General features: G+C 67.2%; 20 protein-coding genes and 1 other RNA gene. 11 read left to right on the top strand and 10 right to left on the bottom strand.

Features of this window, described 5'->3' with window-relative positions; all coding sequences use genetic code 11:
* Positions 1–3: 3 nt before the first annotated feature.
* A complete protein-coding gene (locus GLS40_RS04105) occupies positions 4–531 on the bottom strand; it encodes a component of SufBCD complex (protein ID WP_160381470.1) in 528 nt (175 codons plus the stop codon).
* A gap of 141 nt (positions 532–672) precedes the next feature.
* Here GLS40_RS04105 and hemB point away from each other — a divergent pair, with 141 nt between their 5' ends.
* The 3 genes from hemB (at position 673) to eno (ending at position 3,860) form a co-directional block, all read left to right on the top strand.
* The gene (gene hemB, locus GLS40_RS04100) at positions 673–1,674 is read left to right on the top strand and encodes a porphobilinogen synthase (RefSeq protein WP_160381769.1); all 1,002 of its coding nucleotides are present in this window, start codon (positions 673–675) and stop codon (positions 1,672–1,674) included.
* Between the two features lie 130 nt (positions 1,675–1,804).
* Entirely contained in the window at positions 1,805–2,362 is a 558-nt protein-coding gene (locus GLS40_RS04095; protein ID WP_160381469.1) for a lipid-binding SYLF domain-containing protein, read from the top strand.
* A 220-nt stretch (positions 2,363–2,582) separates the two neighbouring features.
* On the top strand, positions 2,583–3,860 hold the full coding sequence (gene eno / locus GLS40_RS04090; RefSeq protein ID WP_160381468.1) for a phosphopyruvate hydratase: 1,278 nt from the start codon (positions 2,583–2,585) through the stop codon (positions 3,858–3,860).
* Positions 3,861–3,990: 130 nt separating this feature from the next.
* Here eno and GLS40_RS04085 read toward each other — a convergent pair whose 3' ends face one another.
* Positions 3,991–4,269 carry a glycine zipper 2TM domain-containing protein gene (locus GLS40_RS04085; protein ID WP_160381467.1) on the bottom strand — a complete coding sequence of 93 codons (279 nt, stop codon included), beginning with the start codon at positions 4,267–4,269 and terminating at the stop codon, positions 3,991–3,993.
* A gap of 339 nt (positions 4,270–4,608) precedes the next feature.
* On the opposite strand from GLS40_RS04085, the gene GLS40_RS04080 reads away from it, so the two are divergent.
* The 4 genes from GLS40_RS04080 (at position 4,609) to GLS40_RS04065 (ending at position 7,482) form a co-directional block, all read left to right on the top strand.
* Positions 4,609–5,520 carry a fatty acid desaturase gene (locus tag GLS40_RS04080; RefSeq protein WP_160381466.1) on the top strand — a complete coding sequence of 304 codons (912 nt, stop codon included), beginning with the start codon at positions 4,609–4,611 and terminating at the stop codon, positions 5,518–5,520.
* The gene (locus GLS40_RS04075) at positions 5,517–5,942 is read left to right on the top strand and encodes a cupin domain-containing protein (RefSeq protein WP_160381464.1); all 426 of its coding nucleotides are present in this window, start codon (positions 5,517–5,519) and stop codon (positions 5,940–5,942) included. Before GLS40_RS04080 ends, GLS40_RS04075 begins: the two co-directional genes overlap by 4 nt.
* A gap of 98 nt (positions 5,943–6,040) precedes the next feature.
* Complete coding sequence (locus GLS40_RS04070; protein WP_160381462.1) at positions 6,041–6,403, top strand: hypothetical protein; 363 nt, start codon at positions 6,041–6,043, stop codon at positions 6,401–6,403.
* A 386-nt stretch (positions 6,404–6,789) separates the two neighbouring features.
* On the top strand, positions 6,790–7,482 hold the full coding sequence (locus GLS40_RS04065; RefSeq protein WP_160381460.1) for a substrate-binding domain-containing protein: 693 nt from the start codon (positions 6,790–6,792) through the stop codon (positions 7,480–7,482).
* Positions 7,483–7,699: 217 nt separating this feature from the next.
* Here GLS40_RS04065 and pgi read toward each other — a convergent pair whose 3' ends face one another.
* From pgi to zwf, 4 genes are read right to left on the bottom strand one after another with little or no spacing between them, the layout of a single operon-like run.
* Entirely contained in the window at positions 7,700–9,337 is a 1,638-nt protein-coding gene (gene pgi, locus GLS40_RS04060) for a glucose-6-phosphate isomerase (protein WP_268892922.1), read from the bottom strand.
* Positions 9,338–10,009: a 6-phosphogluconolactonase gene (gene pgl / locus GLS40_RS04055; protein ID WP_160381456.1), complete on the bottom strand. Its 672-nt coding sequence runs from the start codon at positions 10,007–10,009 to the stop codon at positions 9,338–9,340. It lies immediately after the preceding gene.
* 22 nt (positions 10,010–10,031) lie between these two features.
* On the bottom strand, positions 10,032–10,202 hold the full coding sequence (locus GLS40_RS04050; RefSeq protein WP_160381454.1) for a hypothetical protein: 171 nt from the start codon (positions 10,200–10,202) through the stop codon (positions 10,032–10,034).
* Complete coding sequence (gene zwf / locus GLS40_RS04045; protein ID WP_160381452.1) at positions 10,199–11,659, bottom strand: glucose-6-phosphate dehydrogenase; 1,461 nt, start codon at positions 11,657–11,659, stop codon at positions 10,199–10,201. Before zwf ends, GLS40_RS04050 begins: the two co-directional genes overlap by 4 nt.
* Before the next feature lie 140 nt (positions 11,660–11,799).
* On the opposite strand from zwf, the gene GLS40_RS04040 reads away from it, so the two are divergent.
* Positions 11,800–12,753: a radical SAM protein gene (locus GLS40_RS04040; protein WP_160381450.1), complete on the top strand. Its 954-nt coding sequence runs from the start codon at positions 11,800–11,802 to the stop codon at positions 12,751–12,753.
* A 208-nt stretch (positions 12,754–12,961) separates the two neighbouring features.
* Here GLS40_RS04040 and GLS40_RS04035 read toward each other — a convergent pair whose 3' ends face one another.
* The 4 genes from GLS40_RS04035 to GLS40_RS04020 all read right to left on the bottom strand — a co-directional run bounded on the left by GLS40_RS04035 (position 12,962) and on the right by GLS40_RS04020 (position 18,199).
* A complete protein-coding gene (locus tag GLS40_RS04035) occupies positions 12,962–14,296 on the bottom strand; it encodes a sigma-54-dependent transcriptional regulator (protein ID WP_160381448.1) in 1,335 nt (444 codons plus the stop codon).
* Between the two features lie 18 nt (positions 14,297–14,314).
* Positions 14,315–16,072, bottom strand: coding sequence for a sensor histidine kinase (locus GLS40_RS04030; protein WP_160381446.1), 1,758 nt, complete (start codon positions 16,070–16,072; stop codon positions 14,315–14,317).
* A gap of 152 nt (positions 16,073–16,224) precedes the next feature.
* Positions 16,225–16,893, bottom strand: coding sequence for a phosphoribosylformylglycinamidine synthase subunit PurQ (gene purQ, locus GLS40_RS04025; RefSeq protein ID WP_160381444.1), 669 nt, complete (start codon positions 16,891–16,893; stop codon positions 16,225–16,227).
* A 199-nt stretch (positions 16,894–17,092) separates the two neighbouring features.
* Positions 17,093–18,199 carry an anhydro-N-acetylmuramic acid kinase gene (locus GLS40_RS04020; RefSeq protein ID WP_160381442.1) on the bottom strand — a complete coding sequence of 369 codons (1,107 nt, stop codon included), beginning with the start codon at positions 18,197–18,199 and terminating at the stop codon, positions 17,093–17,095.
* A gap of 64 nt (positions 18,200–18,263) precedes the next feature.
* Here GLS40_RS04020 and tyrS point away from each other — a divergent pair, with 64 nt between their 5' ends.
* From tyrS to chrA, 3 genes are all read left to right on the top strand, one after another.
* The gene (gene tyrS / locus GLS40_RS04015) at positions 18,264–19,517 is read left to right on the top strand and encodes a tyrosine--tRNA ligase (RefSeq protein ID WP_160381441.1); all 1,254 of its coding nucleotides are present in this window, start codon (positions 18,264–18,266) and stop codon (positions 19,515–19,517) included.
* 615 nt (positions 19,518–20,132) lie between these two features.
* Positions 20,133–20,483, top strand: a transfer-messenger RNA (tmRNA) gene (ssrA, locus tag GLS40_RS04010).
* Positions 20,484–20,584: 101 nt separating this feature from the next.
* Complete coding sequence (gene chrA, locus GLS40_RS04005) at positions 20,585–21,832, top strand: chromate efflux transporter (RefSeq protein ID WP_160381439.1); 1,248 nt, start codon at positions 20,585–20,587, stop codon at positions 21,830–21,832.
* The last annotated feature ends 53 nt before the right edge of the window (positions 21,833–21,885 follow it).

Here is a 21,885-nt window from a genome sequence, read left to right as displayed (position 1 = left end):
CTCTCAGCCGCCCAGCACGCCGATGGACATGTTCTGGAACATGCCCCACATGGCGGTGACAAAGATCGCGACCACGCCCACCATCTGCACCATCATCCGGTGGCGCCACATGCGGCGGCGCAGGTCCTCGCCCGCCGCGCCGCTGGTGCGGATGCCGTGGGCCGACCACAGGCTGAGCACGCCGACCACCGACAGGGGGCAGCCCAGCAGGAACAGGGCCTGGGCAAATTCCACACCATACCAGAAGCCGGTGACCAGCAGCGTCGTCAGCACGAAGCAGACAAAGGACATCAGCATCAGCCCCGAGACCTCGGCGATATAGAGCAGCCGGTTCACGTTGATGCGGACCATGTCCTCGAAATCGGTTTCGGCCTGGCCGCCCTTGCGGCGGGCGCGCATGACCATGTCCCAGGGCACGCCAAGCACCCAGTGACTGGCCGATGACCAGATCACGGCAAGCGCGATCCAGAACCAGAGGTTGGAAAACGACCTCAGGTCGATCAGCTCGAATACTGTCTGTGGCAGACCCACGTTTTGATCCTGCTCTCTTCGCCCCGGCCCGGTTTTCAAACCTCTTAGCCCCAAGGGGCGGCAATTCCTACCCTTGAGATGCGCGCCATTCCATGCCACCTGAAACGCGCCGGATCAACAGGAGCCGCCGCCATGTCCCCGATGAACCCCGCCGTCCAGGCCCCGTTCCCCGCCACCCGCTTTCGCCGCGCGCGCCAGTCGCCCGGAATTCGCGCATTGGCGCAGGAAAACACCCTGTCCGTGGGCGATCTGATCTGGCCCGTCTTCGTGCGCGAGGGCGATGGCGTGGCGCGCGAGGAGGTCCCCTCGATGCCCGGTGTGCACCGCCTGACCGTCGATGCCGTGGCCGAGGCCGCGCGCGAGGCGGCGGACCTGGGGATCCCGGCGATCTGCCTTTTCCCCTATACGCCGATGGACAAGCGCACCAGCGACTGCGCCGAGGCCTGGAACCCCGAGAACCTGTCAAACCGCGCCACCCGCGCGATCAAACGCGCCGTGCCCGAGATGGCGGTGATGACCGACGTGGCGCTCGACCCCTACAACATCGACGGGCATGACGGCTTTGTCGTGGATGGCGAGATCATCAATGACGAGACGGTCGAGGCGCTGGTCAGGCAGACGCTGTCGCAGGCCGAGGCCGGGGCCGACATGATCGGCCCGTCCGACATGATGGATGGCCGGATCGGCGCCATGCGCAACGCGCTGGAGGCCGCCGGACACCGCAACGTGATGATCCTGAGCTATGCCGCCAAATATGCCAGCGCCTTTTACGGCCCGTTCCGCGATGCGGTTGGCGCCACCGGCGCGCTGAAGGGCGACAAGAAGACCTATCAGATGAACCCGGGCAATTCCGACGAGGCGCTGCGCCTGGTCGCCCGCGACCTGTCCGAGGGCGCCGACATGGTGATGGTCAAGCCCGGGATGCCCTATCTGGATATCTGCCGCCGGGTAAAGGACAGCTTTGGCGTGCCGACCTTCGCCTACCAGGTCTCGGGCGAATACGCGATGATCCGCGCCGCGGCTCTCAACGGCTGGATCGACGGCGAGCGGGCGATGGCGGAAAGCCTTCTGGGCTTCAAGCGGGCGGGCTGCGACGGGATCCTGACCTACTTTGCCCCGGCAATGGCCCGCGCACTGGCCTGACATGGGCGTGAGGGCCCACAACGGTTAGTGACAGGGGCCGCCCCTGCGTCTATAATTCGCGTCAATGATCGGGTTTCAACCCGACGGCGCCCGAACGGGCGCAGGATATTGGGCAAGCACAGGCGGACAGATGAGCATTTCGCGACGCAATTTCACCTTTGCGGCCTTGGCCGCTCCCCTTTTCATGGCTGGCTGCAACAACGGCGTCGGCTCCGGCAATGCCGAGGTCATCGACGCCCGCGCCGATGCCACGCTGGAATACATGTTCAACCAGTTCCCGCAGACGCGCGACCTGGCGGACAAGTCGGTGGCCATGCTGATCATGCCGCTGGTCACCGAGGCCGGGTTCGGCATCGGCGGCGGCTACGGGCGCGGCGCGCTGCGCATCCAGGGCTCGACGGTCGATTACTATTCGGCCACCACGGCCAATATCGGCTTTCAGATCGGCGCGCAGCAATATGCCCATGTGCTGTTCTTCATGACCGAAGAGGTGCTGACCACCTTCCGCCGCTCGCCCGGCTGGTCGCTGGGGGCGGATGCGGAATATGCCTTTGCCGACAAGGGCGGCGCGCTCAAGGCCGACACCACCACGCTGAACGCGCCCATCGTGGCGGTTGTCTTCGGCCAGGCAGGGCTGCGCGCCGGGGCGACGCTGGAAGGGCAGAAATACTCGCGGATCATCCCGTAAGCCCAGACGACAGCTTGATCGGAGGCCGCCGCGAGGCGGCCTTTGTCCTGGCGCGCCCCCCGCTCCCGGCGCAAGATCCCCCCGTCCCGTGCCCTGACGGCAACCCTCCTACGCCAGTTTGCCACTGTTTGCGCAAACGTCCGCGCGCGCCTCTTTCCAACGTCAGGTCAGCCCCTTACAAGCCGCCCCGAAGCCAGCCTAGGGACAAGGGACCGCCCCCATGAGCACGATCATCGACATTCACGCCCGCGAGATCCTCGACAGCCGCGGCAACCCCACCGTCGAGGTGGACGTCATCCTGGAAGACGGGACCCTGGGCCGCGCCGCCGTGCCCTCGGGCGCCTCGACCGGCGCCTACGAGGCGGTGGAAAGGCGCGACGGCGACAAGTCGCGTTACATGGGCAAGGGCGTGACCGAAGCCGTGGCCGCCGTCAACGGCGAGATCGCCGAGGCCATCGTCGGGTTCGACGCGACCGAACAGGTCGGCATCGACACCGCGATGATCGAAATGGACGGCACCGACAACAAGGGCCGGCTGGGCGCCAATGCGATCCTGGGCGTTTCGCTCGCCGTGGCGCGCGCGGCGGCGGATTTCACCGCGCAGCCGCTCTATCGCTACATCGGGGGCACCTCGGCCCGCGTGCTGCCCGTGCCGATGATGAACATCATCAACGGCGGCGAACATGCCGACAACCCGATCGACATTCAGGAATTCATGATCATGCCCGTCTCGGCCCCTTCGTGCCGGGACGCGATCCGCATGGGCGCCGAGGTGTTCCACACGCTCAAGAAAGAGCTGCACGACGCGGGCCTGTCGACTGCTGTGGGTGACGAGGGCGGCTTTGCCCCCGACCTCAGCTCGACCACCGTGGCGCTGGATTTCATCATGAAATCCATCGAGAAGGCCGGCTACAAGCCCGGCGAGGACATCTACCTCGCGCTCGACTGCGCCTCGACCGAGTACTTCAAGGACGGCGTCTACGACATGAAGGGCGAGGGCAAGACGCTGGACGCCGCCGCCAATGTCGCCTTCCTGAAAGAGCTCTGCGATGCCTATCCGATCATCTCGATCGAGGACGGCTGCGCCGAAGACGACTGGGACGGCTGGAAGCTGCTGACCGACACCCTGGGCGCGACGGTCCAGCTGGTGGGCGACGACCTCTTCGTGACCAACCCGGCGCGCCTGGCCGACGGGATCAAGCGCGGCGTGGCGAATTCGATGCTGGTCAAGGTGAACCAGATCGGATCCCTGACCGAGACGCTGAAGGCCGTCGATATGGCGCACCGCGCGCGCTACACCAACGTGATGAGCCACCGCTCGGGCGAGACCGAGGACAGCACCATTGCCGACCTCGCCGTGGCCACGAACTGCGGTCAGATCAAGACCGGCTCTCTCTCGCGCTCGGACCGGATGGCCAAGTACAACCAGCTGATCCGTATCGAAGAGATGCTGGGCGAGACCGCCGAATATGCCGGCCGGTCGATCCTGAAGGGCTGAGGCCCCCGGGGCCGGTCAGCCGGCCCTGCCCGCCCCTTGCGGGACCTGCGCAAACAAACATGGCGGCCCGGATACCGGACCGCCATTTGCATATGCGCCCCGGCGATACCGGGGCGTCAGAGCGTCACGCTTAGCGGCAGGGCGCGGTGTAGTAGCCGCCGTTGCCGTTTGCATAGGCGCAGCTCTGGCTCTGGGTGTTCTGTGCCACCATGGTGCCGGCTGCTGCGCCGCCCAGAGCGGCGATGATCCGCCAGTTGTTGTCCGCGTTGAGTGCTTCTGCTGCGATCAGACCCGCCGCCGCGCCGCCAGCAACGCCTGCCACGGTACGTGCTTCGGGGCTCATGCCACCGGCACATGCGCTCAGTGCAGACGTGACCGCAACGATCACGGCGATTTTCCACTTGGTCATAAATACCTCCATTATGGATTGTCTTCCCTTGTAAGACATGAACACCGTAGCCTGTTCCCGGTTCCATGTGGCGGCCAATATTTGCCAATTTTTTTCAAACGGCAAGATCCGGCCCAACATCAAGGGGCCGATCGGCGAGAAGGAGCACCATCTTGTTACCGTGCCTCGACGGCAGTCTTGCAACCGCCCCGGTGCCGCTCACGGATTTGTCACGTGGTGTCGTCCTCTTGCCTCGTCATTGGCCGTAACGCAGCAGATGGGGCGGACCGGGCGGATGACCAGCGGAAAGTCTCGGCCGATGCCCCAATTCGCCGTGATCGCGCGTGCGGGGACAGCGCGATGAGCGACGGCCCTGCCCCGCCCGCCGATCACCGCATCGTCCTGTCGGCCATCCCGCCCGAGGCGCGCGCCCGGTTGAGCACGCGGCGCAATGCCCCCGGCGTCGCGCGGCTGCTGGCGCATGGCGGGGCCGTCGGTCTGCTCGGCTGGGCGATCGCCGCCCGCGTGCCCGGATGGCCGCTGCTGATGCTGCCGCAGGGCGTGCTGCTCGCCTTTCTCTTCACGCTGGAACATGAGTGCACCCATACCACGCCCTTCCGCAGCCGCCGCCTGAACGAGGTGGTGGGCCATGTCACCGGCGCGCTTGGCATGCTGCCCTTCCTGTGGTTCCGCCATTTCCATCTGGCGCACCACAGGCATACGAACCTGCCCGGCCTCGACCCCGAACTGGACAGCCCCAAGCCCGACGCCTTGCGCGCCTGGCTCTGGCATGTTTCCGGTCTGCCGCTCTGGTACGGCAACCTCGCGCTGGTGATCCGCCTGGCCCGGGGGCGCGAACGCCCGGCTTACCTGCCCGCCCGCGCCCGGCCCCGGGCCGAGGCCGAGGCGCGCGGGCTGCTGATCCTTTACACCCTTGTCGCCCTGTCGCTGATCTGGACACCGCTGCCGTTCTGGATCTGGCTCCTGCCCTCGGTTCTGGGCCAGCCGCTGTTGCGGATCTATCTGCTGGCCGAACATGGCGATTGCCCCCGGACAGCGAACATGCTGGAAAACACCCGCACCACATTTACGACGGCGCTGGTGCGGCTGATCGCCTGGAACATGCCCTATCACATCGAACACCACGCGATGCCGGCGGCCCCGTTCCACGCCCTGCCCGCCCTGCACGGCCACATGCGCCGGGCCTTGCGGACCACGGCGCCGGGCTATGCCGCCTTCACCCGCGCCTACCTGGCAAGGAGACGCCCATGACCGCCGACGAGATCATCGCCCTGCTGCACCTGCAACCGCACCCCGAGGGCGGATATTTCCGCCAGACCTGGATCGCCGGGGCCGAAGGAGACACGCGCCCGGCCGGGACCTGCATCTATTTCCTGCTCAAGGCGGGCGAAAGCAGCCATTGGCACCGGGTCGATGCCGCCGAGATCTGGCACCACTATGCCGGCGCGCCGCTGATCCTGTCGATTGCCGCCAGCGATGCGGGCCCTGCGCAAGACCTGCGCCTTGGCCCCGACCTTGCGGCGGGCGAGCGCCCGCAGGGCATTGTTCCCGAAGGGTACTGGCAGGCCGCCGCGACCACCGGCGACTGGACGCTGGTCGGCTGCACCGTCTCCCCCGCCTTCCGGTTCGAGGGGTTCGAACTGGCCGCGCCGGGGTTCGACATCCCGCGCTGACCCCCTGTTCAGGGGGCTAACCGCTTTTGTCATTTGCGAAAAATCGGGCGCCCGGCTTAGCCTTTCCGGCACGTCAACCGTGAAGAAAGTCAAATGCCATGAAACGCCTCATCCTTCCGCTCGTCTGCTCTGCCCTGCTGGCCACCCAGGCCGTCGCTCAGGACGACCCCGCGCCGACCCCCGGCATGATGCAGCAGGTGATGCTGTCGGAACAGCTGATCGCCCTGGGGATGGAGCGGGACGACCCCGTGTTGATGCTGGCCGCCCTGCGCCTGCGCGCATCGCTGGACAACACCACCGTCGCCCCCGCCGAAGCCTTCACCGACAAGGACACGCTGATCGGCGCCGCCAAGGCCGCCGCCGCCGGACAGGACGGATTGCTGAGTCTGATCGAGGATGCCGAGACCGAAAAGAGCCGGATGTACTGCTATCCGAGCTGGGGCCGGACAATCTGCTACTGACGCCCCCGAAGCAGGACAATTTTTTTCGATTTCGTTGAAACTCTATGTGCAGCGGTTTCGTATCTAGGGAATGGCCCGGCACTGGGCCGCCAATACAGGCCTGTCGCGGTCCCCGCTCATCCCTTGAGCGACCCTTGCATCCCGAGGACCGCGCATAGGGCGTCGCCCCGTTTCCTGCTCGGCGTCAGGTGGCTGGAAACAGGGGCGGCGCCCACCTGGTCCCCCTTGCCGGACATGTCGATACAGACGGCCCGCTGGCATCCAGGCGCAGCCGGGACCCGGTTCAAACCCGACAAGAGCCCGCGGCAAACCGGCTTGCCGGTCCACAACGGATGGTGCTTAATCCCGGGGTCAGAGCGCCTGCGCCTCCCGGAGGGACTATCCGTATGCCCACAGTGTTGCGCATGTTCGTTCCGGCGGCCATCCGGGCCGTCATGGCCCGCATCATGCCACGGGTGGAAGCCGGGACAGGCCTGCGGATCCTGCAGGAGGTCGACCTCAACCCCCTGATACCGAAGCGGATCAGAGCGGGTGAGCCCTATGACATCGGTTTGACCAATCCGCCGTATGCAAAGGCCCTGATCGAGGACGGATTTGCAGACGGCAGCAGCCATCGCGCATTCGGGCGCGTTTCGCTGGCGGTGGCGGGCCAAGGCGCGGCGCAAGGCCGGATCATGACCGAGGCCGCCGAAATCGCGGCGCTTTTGCGCGGCGCGCGCGGCATCGCCTATACAGGCCCGGGGACAAGCGGGCGCAGCTATCTGGATGCGTTGGAGCGGATGGGGCTGAGCGGTTCCGTCCTGCCGCACAGCCATGCGATGGACGGGGGCGTGCCTGCGGCATCGGTCGCGCACGGGGACTACGAGCTTGCGATTGCCCCGCTGACAACGGTGCTGGCCACGCCGGGGGTCGTGCCCGTCGCGGTCTTCCCGGAAAGCCTTGGCACCCATATCGACATGTCGGTGTTTCAGAGCGTCGCATCACCCGAGATCGTGGCGCAGGTGACCGACATCCTGACCGGTCACGCTCTTGACGATGAACTCGCCGCGGCGGGAATTGCGCGCTTCGACCTGAGCTGAGCGTGGCAGCCGGCCATGTCGCTTGCTGACAGGATGGCCCTCCGGGTCCGGACCGACTGCGGATCAGACCTCCTCAGGCCAAGGCCCCGCGACATCCGCGGGGGCCCTGGCAAGGCGGGGCCATGAATGGCGGGACCGGCGCATGCCCCGCGACACATCCGGGGGGCCAAGGCCAACCCGGCCCGCCGCCTATTCCATCCGTGCAGGCCCCCGGCGCTCAGCTCAGCCCGTGGGCGCGCATCCACCCGGCCAGGGCCAGGGTCGACCCGTCCTTGCCCTTGCCCGGATCCTCGCCCTTCAGCACCGGCTCCAGCGCGAGGGCCAGTTCCTTGCCCAGCTCGACGCCCCACTGGTCGTAGGAGTTGATGCCCAGGATCACCCCTTCGACAAACACGCGGTGCTCGTAAAGCGCCACGATCCGGCCCAGCGTTCCAGGCGTCAACAGGGGGTAGGCAATGGTGATCGACGGACGGTTGCCCGGGAAGACGCGGTGGCGGGCCTGGCGGTCCAGCTCGTCGCCGGTCAGGCCCTTGGCGGCCATGATCGCCCGCGCCTCGTCCAGCGAGCGGCCGCGCAGCAGCGCCTCGGACTGGGCCAGGCAGTTGGCGACAAGCAGTTCGTGCTGATGCGCCAATTCGGGCTCGTGCCCCTGCGCGCCGACCAGGAACTCGCAGGGCACGACGCGGGTGCCCTGGTGGATCAGCTGGTAAAAAGCATGCTGCCCGTTGGTGCCCGGCTCGCCCCAGACGATGGGGCCGGACTGCATGTCGAGCGCGCTGCCGTCCATCGCGACGCTCTTGCCGTTGCTCTCCATCTCCAGCTGCTGGAGGTAGGCGGGCAGACGGCGCAGGCGCTGCTCATACGGCAGGACGGCGCGGGTGGCATGGCCCTGCACCTGGTTGTGCCAGATGCCCACCAGGGCCAGCAGCACGGGCAGGTTCCTTTCGAACGGCGCGCTGCGGAAATGCGCATCCATATCGGCGGCGCCCTGCAGGAAGGCGCGGAAATCGTCGGGCCCGATGGCCAGCATCAGCGACAGGCCGATCGGCCCCCACATCGAATAGCGCCCCCCGACCCAGTCCTCGAAGCCGAAGACGCGTTCGGGCGCGATGCCCCATTTCGTGGTCTCGCCCGGGTTGGACGACAGCGCGGCGAACTGCTCGCCCGGGGTCTTGACCTTTTCTGCCATCCAGGCCCAGGCGGCGCGGGCATTGGTCATCGTCTCGATGGTGGTGAAGGTCTTGGAGGCGACGATGATCAGCGTCGTCTCGGGATCGAGCGGCGCCAGCACGTCGGCGACATGGGCGCCGTCGACATTGGCGATGTAATGGCAGCGCGGCCCGTCGCGATAGGGCGACAAGGCGATATAGCCCATCACCGGCCCCAGGTCGGAGCCCCCGATGCCGATGTTCACCACATCGGTGATCGCCCCGCCCTGCCCGGTAAAACCGCCGTCGCGCAGGTCGGCGGCAAAGGCCTCCATCCGGGCCAGCGTGTCCAGTACGCCGGGCATCACGTCCTTGCCCTCCACCATCACCGGGCTGCCCGAGAGGTTGCGCAGCGCAGTGTGCAGCACGGCGCGGCCCTCGGTCTCGTTGATCTTCTCGCCCGAGAACATCGCCTCGCGCCGTTCGGCCACCTTGGCCTTGTCGGCCAGGGCCAGCAGGGCCTCGCGCGCCGCGGCGTCGATGGAGGTCTTGGAATAGTCCAGCAGGAGGCCGTCGAATTCCGCCGCGAACCCGCTTGCCCGATCGGCATCGGTCGCGAACAGGTCGATGATAGAACGGTCCTCGGCAGCCGCTCCGGCCCGCATCACGTCATCCCACATGAGAGTCTCCGTCGTATGTTGGGTCAATCAGTCGCACCAGTGCACCGTGGCTTGGTCAAGCACAACGGAAACCGGGGCCTCTTCGGGTGTCAGGCGCTCGGCCTGTTGCAGGGCGGCGCGTTTGGCGGGGCCAAAGATCAGCAGATGGGTCGCCATCGCGCCGCCAAGCACCGGGGCGGTCAGCGTGATCCGCGGTTCGGGCACGCCGGGCGCGCGCATCGGCATCAGCACCGGCGCGTCGCTGGCCAGCGCATCCGCCAGACGATCCGCCCCGGGAAAAAGCGATGCGGTGTGCATGTCATCGCCCATGCCCAGCAACAGCACGCTGATCGGCAGATGGTCCTTCAGACCGGCGGCCAGCGCATCCAGCGCCTCCTCGGGCGTGTCGCTGTCGGCGCGCAGGGGCAGCAGGCTCGCCGCCGCCGCCTTGCCGGTCAGCAGGCGCTTGCGCACCAGCGCGGTGTTGGAGCGGGGATCGTCCTCGGGCACCCAGCGTTCATCGGTCAGCACCACGTCGACGCGCGACCAGTCGAGCGCCACGTCGCTCAGCACATCGAAAATCGGCCCGGGCGACGTCCCCCCGGGCACGGCAAAGAGCACGCGCCCCCCTTGGCGCAGCGCGGCGCCAAGTTCGCCCGCGATCTGGTTCGCCAGGTCCAGCGCGAGCATGTCGCGATCCTGGTATTCCCTGAACTTCATCGGATATCCTCCCCCTGCCGGTTCAAGAAACCGACGGCACCGTATGTGATTTGCGCTGCACCGCAGCAATGGCGTGCAGACAGGATTTCGACAGCAGATCAGTCACTTGGGCAATGCCGACGAGACCCGCCGCCCGGACTGTACGAAGCCGTACGCCAATCGCACACCCGCCGATGATCCTGATGGCGATCAAATCCGGATCTCCCTCCAGCGGCGTCCGTCCCGGTGCATCAGCGCCAGGGCATCCTCGGGGCCGGACGATCCGCTTTCGTATGGTTCAGGCTTGTCACCGCGCTTTTCCCAGCCGGCGATGATGGGATCGGTCCAGGCCCAGGCGGCCTCGACCTCGTCGCCGCGCATGAACAGCGTCTGGTTGCCACGGATCACATCCATGATCAGGCGCTCGTAGGCATCCGGCACGTCCTCGGCATCGGGGCCAAGCGCATCGGCAAAGGTCATGTCCAGCGGCACGTCGACCAGCCGCATGCCGCCCGGCCCGGGTTCCTTGATCGTGACGCCGAGGTCCATCCCCTCGTTCGGCTGCAGCCGGATGGTCAGGATGTTGCGATGGCGCCCGGCCTCGGGGCCAAAGATGGAATGCGGGGTCTCCTTGAAGACCACGGCGATTTCCGAGGTCCGCGCCCGCAGCCGCTTGCCGGTGCGCAGGTAGAAGGGTGTGCCGGCCCATCTCCAGTTCGACAGGTGCACCTTCATCGCGATGAAGCTTTCGGTGGTCGATTCCGGGTTCTCGACATGGGTGCGGTAATCGGGCTTGTCGCCTTCGGCCTCGTACTGGCCGCGCACGATGTCGCGCGGTTCGACCTCGTCCAGCGCGCGGATCACCTTGAGCTTTTCGTCGCGCACCGCGTCAGGGTCGAACTTGGCCGGCGGCTCCATCGCGATCAGGCACAGCAGCTGCATCAGGTGGTTCTGCATCATGTCCCGCATCGCGCCGGACTTGTCGTAATATTCGCCCCGGCCCCCCACGCCCACCGTCTCGGCCACGGTGATCTGGATGTGGTCGACATATTGCGAATTCCACAGCGGTTCGAACAGCATGTTGCCGAAGCGGACGGCCATCAGGTTCTGCACCGTCTCCTTGCCCAGGTAATGGTCGATCCGGTAGATCTGGCTTTCGTCGAAATGCTCGGCCAGCACGCCGTTCAGCGCACAGGCCGAGGCCTCGTCGCGCCCGAATGGCTTTTCCACCACGATGCGGGCATCCTCGTCCGCGATGCCGTAGGTGTGCAGCCGCTCGGCCAGGGCGCCGAAAAGGCTGGGCGCAACCGAGAAGTAATAGGCGCGCACCCGGCCCGTCCCCTCGCCCATCAGCTTGGCCAGATCGGGCCAGCCGTCTTTTCCAAGCGCGTCGACGGTGACGTAGTCCAGCCGCTTGAGAAAGGCGTCAATCGTTCCGACCTCGCAGGTGCGGCCGGCGTCGAACTCGTCGATCGCCTCGCGCACGAACTGGCGGTAGCCCTCGGCGTCCATCTCGGCCCGGGCGGCGCCGATGACGCGGGAATCCTCGCCCATCTGGCCCGAGCAGAAGCGCCGGTACAACCCCGGCAGGATCTTGCGCCGGGCAAGGTCGCCGGTGCCGCCGAAGATGACAAGGTCGAAAGGTTCGACGGGAATGACGCGCGAGACCATCCGGGTTCTCCCTGTTCCGTGTTCACCGGCGCTGTTAGCGCCAACAGTGCGATCTATAGCGGCTCTGAAGACGTTTCACAACGCCGTGCGGCAGTGCAGAGACGATTGTCACGCATCCCGCAATGCCCCAATGTGGCGCCATGAAGGATATCGACATCGGCCCTGCCAACAAGGGCAAGTTTCAGGACCCGGGCTTCACCGCCGACGGCGCCCCCCGCGCCACCGTCGCGCTTGAGGGGCTGCGCACCCTCTGGGTGAACACGGGCACGCTCTGCAACATCACCTGCGCCAACTGCTATATCGAAAGTTCGCCGCAGAACGACGCGCTGGTCTATTTCACCACGCAGGACCTGGCCGGCTACCTGGCCGAGGCGCGCGACCTGGGGCATCCGCTGGAAGAGGTCGGATTCACCGGGGGCGAGCCCTTCATGAACCCGCAGATCATCGCGATGGCCCGCATGGCGCTGGAGGCCGGGCACCGGGTGCTGATCCTGACCAATGCGATGCGCCCGATGATGCGGCCGGCGATGCGCGCGGGGCTGGTGGCCCTGAACCGGGAGTTCCCCGGCCGGCTGGTGCTGCGCGTGTCGCTCGACCACCCCGACCCTGCCGTGCACGATTCGGAACGCGGCGCGGGCACCTGGGACGTGACGCTGCAGGGGATGCGCTGGATCCGCGATGCGGGACTCGCGATGGATGTCGCCGGGCGCGCCGGGGTGTCGGAGAGCGAGGCCGAGGTGCGCGACGGATTCGCCCGGCTCTTTGCCGAGGAAGGTTTTGCCGTCGACGCCGCCGATCCAGCGCATTGCGTCGTCTTTCCCGAGATGGACCTGACGGTCGAGGTGCCCGAGATCACCACGGCCTGCTGGGGCATCCTGCACAAGGCGCCCTCGGAGGTGATGTGCGCCTCGGCCCGGATGGTGGTGCGGCGCAAGGGGGCCGAACGGCCCGCGGTGCTGGCCTGCACCCTGCTGGCCTATGACCCGGAGTTCGAACTGGGCGGGACGCTGGCCGAGGCGGGACGTCCGGTGGCGCTGAACCATCCGCATTGCGCGAAGTTCTGCGTGCTGGGCGGGGCGTCCTGCTCGGGCTAGGTGCGGACGACGGTGCGATCAGGCGGGTTGCGCCGGCGCGGGGCAAGGGGGGCTGTCTGCCCCCCTCTTGGCCTGCGGCCAATTCACCCCCCGAGGATATTTTGGGCCAGAGGAAGCAGGCGCGTTGTGCCCTTGCCGCGAGGGTGGCGCGGCTTGGTGTGATGCGGCGGCGGTGTCCCCGGCTTGACCGGGGACCTCCTGGCCGGGTTCAGAGGTAGTCCGAGCGTTGCAGGCCGTATTTGGCCATCTTCTCGTTCAGGGTGCGGCGCGGCAGGCAAAGCTCGTCCATCACACTGGCGATGGAGCCCTTGTGGCGGCGCATCGTGTTGTCGATGAGCATGCGTTCGAACGCCTCGACATATTCCTTGAGCGGCTTGCCCTCGGTGGTCATCACCGGCTGCATCTCGTCATGGTCCGACATCAGCAGCGAGGCGATGGTGCCGGAACCGCGGCGCGACTGCAGCACGGCGCGTTCGGCCACGTTGATCAGCTGGCGCACATTGCCCGGCCAGGGGGCCTGCAGCAGCTGCGCGGCCTCCTGCGCGCTGACCTGAGGCGCCTCGCAGCCGTATTCCTCGGAGAACTGTTCCGAGAGCTGGGTGAAGAGCATCAGGATATCCTCGCCCCGCTGGCGCAGGGGCGGGACGGTGATGCGCAGCGCGGCCAGGCGGTAGAACAGGTCGGGGCGCAGGGCGTCCTCGCAGGTGCGGTCCTGTTCCTGCATGTTCGAGATCGCCACGATCCGGGTCTCTGCCGGGGTGCCCTGGTCGTTGATCGCCGAGAGCAGGCGGGCCTGCAGGGTCTCGGAGAGCTTCTCGATGTCCTCCAGCACCAGGGTGCCGCCCCGGGCTTCCTCGATCGCGGGCAGCTGGCTGTCTTCGGGCAGCATCGGGCCGAAGAGGCGCTTGGAGAGCTTCTCTTCCTCCAGCGCGCCGCAGGAGACCAGCACGAACTTCTTGCCCGCCCGGGCGCCGACCGCATGCAGCGCATGGGCCACGAGGGTCTTGCCGGTGCCGGTCTCGCCGTCGATCAGCACATGGCCGTCGGCCTGGCCGAGGTCGAGGATATCCTCCTTCAGCCGCTCCATCACCGGGGATGCGCCGATCAGCTTCTTCATGATCTGGCCGCCGTCCGACAGCTCGCGCCGCAGGGCGCGGTTGTCCATCACCAGCCGGCGGGCATTGGCGGCCTTTTTGGCCAGCTCGGTCATCCGGTCGGGGTTGAAGGGTTTTTCGAGGAAGTCGAAGGCGCCGATGCGCATCGCCTCGACCGCCATCGGCACGTCGCCGTGGCCGGTGATCATGATCACCGGCAGGGCGCTGTCATTGCCCATCAGCTTCTTGAGGAACTGCATCCCGTCCATCCCCGGCATCTTGATGTCGGAGATCACGATTCCCGGGTAATCGGGCCCCAGCGTCTTGAGCGCATCCTCGGCGCTCGGGAAGGTCTCGGTGTCATAGCCCGAGAGAGCCAGCCACTGGCTGATCGACTGGCGCATGTCCTGTTCGTCGTCGACGATCGCGATCTTCATGCCTTTTTGCATGTATGTACTCCGGTTAACCTACTCGGCGGCCTCGATGTCCTCGGACAAGATAGGCAGCTGCATTTCAAAAACAGCCCCACCCCCGGTTGCGTTCCGTGCCGTCAGGCGTCCGCCGAGGTCGTTCACGATCCCGGAGGAGATGGCAAGCCCCAGGCCGACCCCCTCTCCGGGGCGTTTGGTGGTGTAGAACGGTTCGAACAGGGCGGTCAGATCCTCGATCCCGTGGCCATTGTCGCGCACCGTCAGAGTGGCGGTTTCCCCGGCCGAGAGCAGGATGTCGATCTCGGGCGCGGGGACGGCCTGGGTGGCATCCAGCGCATTGCGCATGAGGTTGATGATCACCTGTTCCAGCCGCACCCGGTCGGCCATCACCAGCACCGGGCGGTCGGGCAGCGCACGGTTGATGCGCACCTTGCGGCGGCGCAGCTGCGGCTCCATCATCGAGAGGGCGGAATTGACCGCATCGCCCATGTTTACAGGGGCAAAGACGTCGCCGCCCTTGCGGGCATAGCTCTTCAGCTGGCGGGTGATGGCGCCCATCCGCTCGATCAGGTCGTCGATCCGCTGGAAGGAGGAAAGCGCCTCGTCCGGGCGGCTGCGGCGCAGCAGCAGGCCCGCGCCGGCGAGATAGGTCTTCATCGCCGCCAGCGGCTGGTTCAGCTCGTGGCTGACGGCGGCGGACATCTCGCCCAGGGCCGCGAGCTTGGAGCTCTGCGCGAGGGTCTGTTCGGCCACGGCGAGGGTTTCCTGCACGCGCTCGCGCTCGGCGATCTCTCGCTGCAGGCGTTCGTTCAGTGCGCGAAGTTCCGCCGACTCGCGCTGGAACAGCGCCATGCGCAGCGCGGTCTTGCGGCTGAGCGCGTAGAAGGCCAGCGCCAGCAGGATGGCAAATCCCATGATTTCGAGCGCGAGGACACCGTTCACCCGCTCGCGGATGCTGGCATAGGTGGTGAAGCTGGTGATCTGCCAGCCGCGGAACGGAATGCGCGAGGACATGCGCATCACCGCCTCGCCCCGCAGATAGGCGTCGGCGGGCAGCGCCGTCCAGTCGGCGGTGGCCTGGATCGCCCGGCGGATGGCGCTGGCGGGCGGCTCGGTCGCCAGGGCGTCGGCCTCGGTCTTGCCGCGCCAGCGCGGCTCGGTCGCCAGGATGATGCGGCCGGTGCTGTCGACCACATGCACCGCGTCGGAAATGCCGGCCCAGGCCCGTTCGAATTTCTGCAGGTCGACCTCGACCACCACCACGCCGATGGCCGCGCCCTGTGCCTCGACCTTGCGGGAATAGGTGAAGCGGTAACCGCCGCTCTCGCGTTCGAGCACGGTGAAGACGGTGCCGTTGGAGCGTACCGCATCGGTGAAGAACGGCGCCTGGTCGTGGATCTCGCCCAGACGGTTGCGGTCGGTCGCGGCCACGGTGCGGCCCTGCGCATCCAGCAGCATCAGCGAGGCGGCCCCGATCTCGTCGACGAAGGAGATCAGGCGCTGCGTGGATTGCGAATAATCGAGGCTGTTGAGCGCGCCGATCAGCGCCGGGTCGCGGGCCATCAGCTGCGGCACGATGGAATTCCGCTGCAGCTCGCTGACCAGGTTGCCGCCGTAGAGCGCGAGGCGCAGCTCGGCCCGGTTTCGGGTGTTCTGGGTGAAGCGGTCGCTGAGCAGCCAGTTGGTGACGAAGACCACCCCCGAGGCCACGGCCACGAAGATCAGCAGCGCCACCCGCGCCCGCCACGAAATCGGTCCGCCCGATCCCTTTTTCTCGGTATCCGTTGCTGCCATCCCTGCAGATTACGCCGAGCCGCTTCACCGCTCAAGCAGCGGTGAAGCGGGCCCGCGTCACGAAGGCGTCATTCCGCCCGCGCCTGACGTTTTGCCGCCGGGCGCGGGCGAATTTTCGTCGAAAATTCGGGGGGGTTTGGCTGTCCTGCGGATCAGGCCGCGACCAGCGCGTCCATGATGCCGGCAAAGAGGGCGCGGCCATCGGTGCCGCCATGCCCCTCGTCCGCCGCGCGTTCGGGATGGGGCATCATGCCCAGCACCCGCCGGTTGGCGCTCAGCACCCCCGCCACATCCCCGGCCGAGCCGTTGGGATTTTCGTCGTAGGTGAAGGCGATCCGGTCCTCGTCGGCCAGCTGCTTCAGCAGATCGGCATCCGCCTGGTAGTTGCCGTCGTGATGGGCGATCGGAATATGCACCGTCGTGCCGGCATTGTACTGGCGGGTGAAGACGCTGTCGGAGGTGCGCACCGTCAGCGGCACCGTGCGGCAGACGTATTTCAGCCCGGCATTGCGCAGCAGCGCCCCCGGCAGCAGCCGCGTCTCGGTCAGGATCTGGAACCCGTTGCAGACGCCAAGCGCATAGCCGCCGCGCTCCACATGCGCCCTGAGCGAGGCGCAGATCGGCGAATTTGCCGCGATGGCCCCGCAGCGCAGGTAATCGCCGTAGGAAAAGCCGCCCGGCACGCCCACGATGTCCAGCCCCTCGGGCAGCGCGGTGTCCTTGTGCCAGACCATGGTGACTTCGGCCCCGGCCTGTTCGAAGGCGACCTTGAGATCGCGGTCGCAGTTGGATCCGGGAAAGACGAGGACGGCGGCTTTCATGGTCAGGCTCCTTGCAGACCGGCGCGCGGCCGGCAGGTGGCATCCGATGCTCTCTCCGACGAGCCCTTGGGCGCCCGGTGCGGATAATCCGCCTCTTATCGCGCGCCCGTGGCACGATCAATGCGGCAATGGGCCTTAACGGCTCCGCCCCGGCCCGGCCTCCGGCAGATGCCGCCAAACCGGTCGGAGCGGCGCGATGTCAGCCCCGGCTGACCTCGCCCCCGCCAACCGCCATGCGCACCCCCGTGGTCGAGGGGCAGGATGTCGGCAGCCCCCGCATCACCCGCACCGCGAGATAGGCAAAGGCCTGCGCTTCGAGCATGTCGCCGTCGAGCCCCGCCGCCTCCACCGGTTCCACCGGGCAGTCGAGCGAGACGCGCAGCATCTCCATCAGCACAGGGTTGTTGCGTCCGCCGCCGGTCACCAGCAGCCGTGACGGCGGGGTCGGGCAATGTTCCATCCCCCGCAGCACCGAGGCCGCGCACATCCCCGTCAGCGTCGCCGCCGCATCGGCGTCGTCCAGCTCGCGCACCAGCCCCACCATGTCGCCAAAGGCGTTGCGGTCCAGCGACTTGGGCGGCATGCGCGAGAAATAGGGATCGTCCAGGAACAGCTCCAGCGCGCCCTCGGCCACGTCGCCCTGCGCCGCCAGCGCGCCGTCGCGGTCATAGACCTCGCCCCGCCGCTCCTGCATCAGGTCGTTGATCGGCGCATTGGCCGGCCCGGTGTCGAAGGCGAGCAGCGCGCCCTCCTCCTCGGGTCTTGCGAAGGAGGGGTCGACATAGGTCAGGTTCCCCACCCCGCCGAGATTGAGGAAGCACAGCGGCTCGGACGCGCCGATCCAGCGGGCGCAGGCGAAATGGAAGAACGGCGCCAGCGGCGCCCCCTCGCCCCCCAGGCGGATATCGGCGGTGCGGAAATCCCAGACCACCGGCACGCCCAGGGCACGCGCCAGGGCCTGCCCGTCGCCCACCTGGTGGGTGCCCCTGCCCCGCGGTTCATGCGCCAGGGTCTGGCCATGCATGCCGATCACCGCGATGCCGTCGAACCCGGCGATCAGCTCTTCATGCGCGCTCTGCACCACGTCGGCGGCGGCATCCACGCCGGTCTCGCCCGGCCAGCGGCCAAGCGCGGCGGTCAGCACGGCCCGTTCCGCCGGGGTGTATTCCCGGTAACCCGTTGCGCCAAATCCGAAAATATCGACGCCGTCGGTATCCACCACCGCCGCGTCCACGCCGTCGAGCGACGTGCCCGACATCGCCCCGAGTGCCTTGACCCGAACCGACTGCCCCCTGGGCCTCATCATGCCCTTTTCCTTTGCCTGCCTCGGTCCTATACAGTGCCGCCGAACCACATCCCGGACAAGAGCCATGACCTACAACCCGAAATCGGATTTCCTGACTGTTGCGCGCGAGCGCGGCTTCATCGCGGATTGCACCGATTACCAGGGCCTCGACGAGGCGTTGGTGTCGGGGGTGGTCCCGGCCTATATCGGCTATGACGCGACAGCGCCCTCGCTGCATGTCGGCCACCAGATGAACGTCATGCTGCTGCGCTGGCTGCAAAAGACTGGGCACAAGCCGATCACCCTGATGGGCGGCGGCACGACAAAGGTGGGCGATCCCTCCTTCCGTTCCGAGGAACGGCCCCTGCTGGACAATGCCGCCATCGACGCCAACATCGCCGGGCTCAAGGACGTCTTTGCCAAGCTCCTGACCTATGACGACAGCCCCACCGGGGCGCTGATGCTGAACAACGCCGAATGGCTGGACGATCTGAAATACCTGGAATTCCTGCGCGACATCGGGCGGCATTTCAGCGTCAACCGCATGCTGTCCTTCGAAAGTGTGAAATCCCGGCTGGACCGCGAACAGTCGCTGTCCTTCCTGGAATTCAACTACATGATCCTGCAGGCCTATGACTTCATGGAGCTGAACCGCCGCTACGGCTGCGTGCTGCAGATGGGCGGGTCGGACCAGTGGGGCAATATCGTCAACGGCATCGACCTGACACGCCGCGTGCTGGACACCGAAATCTTCGGCCTGACGACGCCGCTTCTGGCGACATCGGACGGGCGCAAGATGGGCAAGTCGGCCTCGGGCGCGGTCTGGCTGAACGACAAGATGCTGTCCCCCTACGAATACTGGCAGTTCTGGCGCAACACGACCGATGCCGACGTGGGCCGCTTCCTGAAGATCTTCACCGAACTGCCGGTGGACGAATGCGACCGGCTGGGTGCGCTCGGCGGGTCCGAGATCAACGGCGCCAAGGTGATCCTGGCCAATGCGGTGACCACCCTGCTGCACGGGGCCGAGGCCGCCGCCACGGCCGAGGCCACCGCGCGCGAGGTCTTCGAAAAGGGCGGCGTGGGTGACGACCTGCCCACGCTGGAGCTGACGGCGGCCGAGGTCGGCGACGGCATTTCGGTTGTGCAGCTCTTCGTGCGCTCGGGGCTGGTGAAGACCGGCAAGGAGGCCAAGCGCCTGATCGCCGACAACGGCGCGCGGATCGACGATGCGCCGCTGACGGATGCCGGGATGGTGCTGGACGCGGCCGCCCTCGCCTCTCCGGTAAAGCTCTCGGCGGGCAAGAAGCGGCACGCGCTGGTGAAGATCGCGGCCTGACGGTCTGGCTGCCGGGCATTAGCCCGGCGGCCTGCCATCGCTTCGGTTCATGCGCTCCAGACGAAGACTTTGGTGCGCCGCTCAGGTCGCGCGGCACAGGCCCGCAGGGGCGATCCGGCATCCCGGACAGCACTCCGTGCACGACAACGCCGGATCGGGGACGGCGCATGCGCCGCTCGCCCTTGTCGCGCCATTGCGCCGGGCCAGACATGCGACGATGGGCAGCTTGGCGCTGCCCCGTCACGCCGCCGGGCTGCTGCCCTGATCGCAGACCGCGCCCGGAAGACCGCGCCCGGACTCGTGGCACCTCCGTCGCGACGGCACATCCGACGAGCCGTCAGACCGCAGCGCGATCAGTCGGGCGGCCGAACCCCGTGTCTGCCGCCCCCCTCCGCGCCGGAACCGGCCCGTTCCGGCCGCGCGCGCCCTCACCCCCACCTCACGAGATCGGGAACAATAGTCCCCGACCCGCCGTTGGTTCCCTGACCTGAACATATGGAGACTCCAGAATGAACCGCATCATCTACATCGTCGGCCTGATCGTCATCATCCTCTTCATCCTCGGCTTCCTCGGCCTCAGGTGATCGCGCGGATTTTCGGGATCTCCCCGTCAAACCCTTTGAATTCCGGACGGCCAGCGCCTATATCCGGGATGTCGGGCAACCGACTATGGACATAAACGCGCTCGTAATAAGCGGATCGGACCCGGGGGCGGTACCCGGCGGCTCCACCAAACATCCCTTGTTGGGGGATCATGGGGCTGAAACAGGATCGACGAACGTCTAAAGGGGTTTGCTTTGTCCCGGTGAGTTACCACCGTTATCGGTACGCTAAGCATAATTGCCAACAACAATCGTGCTCCGATGGCTCTGGCCGCGTAAGCGGTTCGATCTATCGAATCTTAAGCCCTTGCGCCTAGCAGCGTAAGGCGGGGTTCGCAGGTACCTGGCAACAGAAACCTGCATTTCCCCCCTCTTCGGTGAAGTTTTCATGACGCCCGCGCAGGCGCGCTTGCCAAATGCCGTGCCATGCCCGACGACCGTCCGGCGCCGCCACGGAGACCCCCGATGCCTGACCCCAGCCTGAGAGAGATGGCCCGCGTCTTCGGGCGGATCGGGGTGTTGAGCTTTGGCGGACCGGCGGCGCAGATCGCCCTGATGCACCGCGAGCTGGTCGAGCGCAGCCGCTGGCTGTCGGAACAGCGGTTCCTGGGCGCCCTGTCCTTCTGCATGATGCTGCCCGGGCCCGAGGCGATGCAACTGGCCACCTGGTGCGGCTGGCGGCTGCGCGGCACGCTGGGCGGTCTGCTGGCGGGGCTGCTCTTCGTGCTGCCCGGCGCGCTGGTGATCGCGGCGCTGGCGCTGGCCTATGTCGCCTGGGGCACGCTGCCAGCGGTGCAGGCGGCCTTCCTGGGCATCAAGGCGACGGTCATCGTGATCGTCCTGCAGGCGATGATCCGGCTGAGCCGCAGGGCGCTGACGGATCGGCTGGGACAGGCCGTCGCGGTGCTGGCCTTTGCCGCGATCCTGATCCTGGGCCTGCCCTTCCCGGCGATCGTTGCCGCTGCCGCCGCCGCCGGGGCGCTGCTGGGGCGCGCCGCGCCGCCAGAGGCCGACCTCGCCCCCGATGCGCGCCGCGGAACCGCCACCGCATTCGTGACTTGGGGCCTGCTCTGGATCGCCCCGGTCGCCGCCCTCTGGCTCGCCGGGCAGGCGTTTCTGGCGGATATCGGGCTGTTCTTCGGCAAGCTGGCGGTTGTCAGCTTTGGCGGGGCCTATGCGGTTCTGGCCTACATGACCCAGACCGTGGTGCAGACCAAGGGCTGGATCGACGCCACGCAGATGATCGACGCCCTTGGCCTGGCCGAGACGACACCCGGGCCGCTGATCCTGGTGACCCAGTTTGTCGCCATGCTGGCCGGGGCCGCGCAGGGCGGCGTTTCGATGGCCCTCGCGGCGGGGGCGCTGTCGCTCTGGATGACCTTCGTGCCGTGTTTCCTGTGGATCTTTGCCCTGGCGCCGCATGTCGACCGGCTGATGGGCACCCCCCGGCTGGCCTCGGCGCTGGCGGCGGTGACGGCGGCGGTGGCTGGTGTCATCGCGGACCTGTCGATCCGCTTCGCGCTGCAAATCCTGTTTTCGGACGTCGGGGCCCTGGGCCACCTGCCCTGGCCGGATCCCGCCAGCTTCCAGCCGCTCGCTCTCGGCCTAGTTGTGCTGGCGGGCGGGCTGATCCTGGGGCTGAGGTTGCCACTGATTGCGGTTCTGGGCATCATGGCGGCGGCAGGCCTGGGTCTGGATGCACTTGTCGGTTGAACAGGCAGACGCTTGACGGAAAGGCAATTTTTCTCCCCCGTCCGTCTTTTGTT

The organism is Pseudooceanicola pacificus (assembly GCF_009789075.1).
GTDB classification, from domain to species: domain Bacteria; phylum Pseudomonadota; class Alphaproteobacteria; order Rhodobacterales; family Rhodobacteraceae; genus Pseudooceanicola; species Pseudooceanicola pacificus.
Note: the sequence above shows the minus strand (reverse complement) of the source record. Positions and strands in the feature narration are given on the sequence as shown.

Bases quoted from the DNA above. Each gene is read 5' to 3' on its own strand.
- GLS40_RS04040 (WP_160381450.1), top strand. From the start codon at position 11,800: ATGAAGGATATCGACATCGGCCCTGCCAACAAGGGCAAGTTTCAGGAC.
- GLS40_RS04085 (WP_160381467.1), bottom strand. From the start codon at position 4,269: ATGACCAAGTGGAAAATCGCCGTGATCGTTGCGGTCACGTCTGCACTG.
- purQ (WP_160381444.1), bottom strand. From the start codon at position 16,893: ATGAAAGCCGCCGTCCTCGTCTTTCCCGGATCCAACTGCGACCGCGAT.
- eno (WP_160381468.1), top strand. From the start codon at position 2,583: ATGAGCACGATCATCGACATTCACGCCCGCGAGATCCTCGACAGCCGC.
- GLS40_RS04075 (WP_160381464.1), top strand. From the start codon at position 5,517: ATGACCGCCGACGAGATCATCGCCCTGCTGCACCTGCAACCGCACCCC.
- pgl (WP_160381456.1), bottom strand. From the start codon at position 10,009: ATGAAGTTCAGGGAATACCAGGATCGCGACATGCTCGCGCTGGACCTG.
- GLS40_RS04065 (WP_160381460.1), top strand. From the start codon at position 6,790: ATGCCCACAGTGTTGCGCATGTTCGTTCCGGCGGCCATCCGGGCCGTC.
- GLS40_RS04095 (WP_160381469.1), top strand. From the start codon at position 1,805: ATGAGCATTTCGCGACGCAATTTCACCTTTGCGGCCTTGGCCGCTCCC.
- zwf (WP_160381452.1), bottom strand. From the start codon at position 11,659: ATGGTCTCGCGCGTCATTCCCGTCGAACCTTTCGACCTTGTCATCTTC.
- chrA (WP_160381439.1), top strand. From the start codon at position 20,585: ATGCCTGACCCCAGCCTGAGAGAGATGGCCCGCGTCTTCGGGCGGATC.
- GLS40_RS04035 (WP_160381448.1), bottom strand. From the start codon at position 14,296: ATGCAAAAAGGCATGAAGATCGCGATCGTCGACGACGAACAGGACATG.
- GLS40_RS04020 (WP_160381442.1), bottom strand. From the start codon at position 18,199: ATGATGAGGCCCAGGGGGCAGTCGGTTCGGGTCAAGGCACTCGGGGCG.
- tyrS (WP_160381441.1), top strand. From the start codon at position 18,264: ATGACCTACAACCCGAAATCGGATTTCCTGACTGTTGCGCGCGAGCGC.
- hemB (WP_160381769.1), top strand. From the start codon at position 673: ATGAACCCCGCCGTCCAGGCCCCGTTCCCCGCCACCCGCTTTCGCCGC.
- GLS40_RS04080 (WP_160381466.1), top strand. From the start codon at position 4,609: ATGAGCGACGGCCCTGCCCCGCCCGCCGATCACCGCATCGTCCTGTCG.
- GLS40_RS04030 (WP_160381446.1), bottom strand. From the start codon at position 16,072: ATGGCAGCAACGGATACCGAGAAAAAGGGATCGGGCGGACCGATTTCG.
- GLS40_RS04070 (WP_160381462.1), top strand. From the start codon at position 6,041: ATGAAACGCCTCATCCTTCCGCTCGTCTGCTCTGCCCTGCTGGCCACC.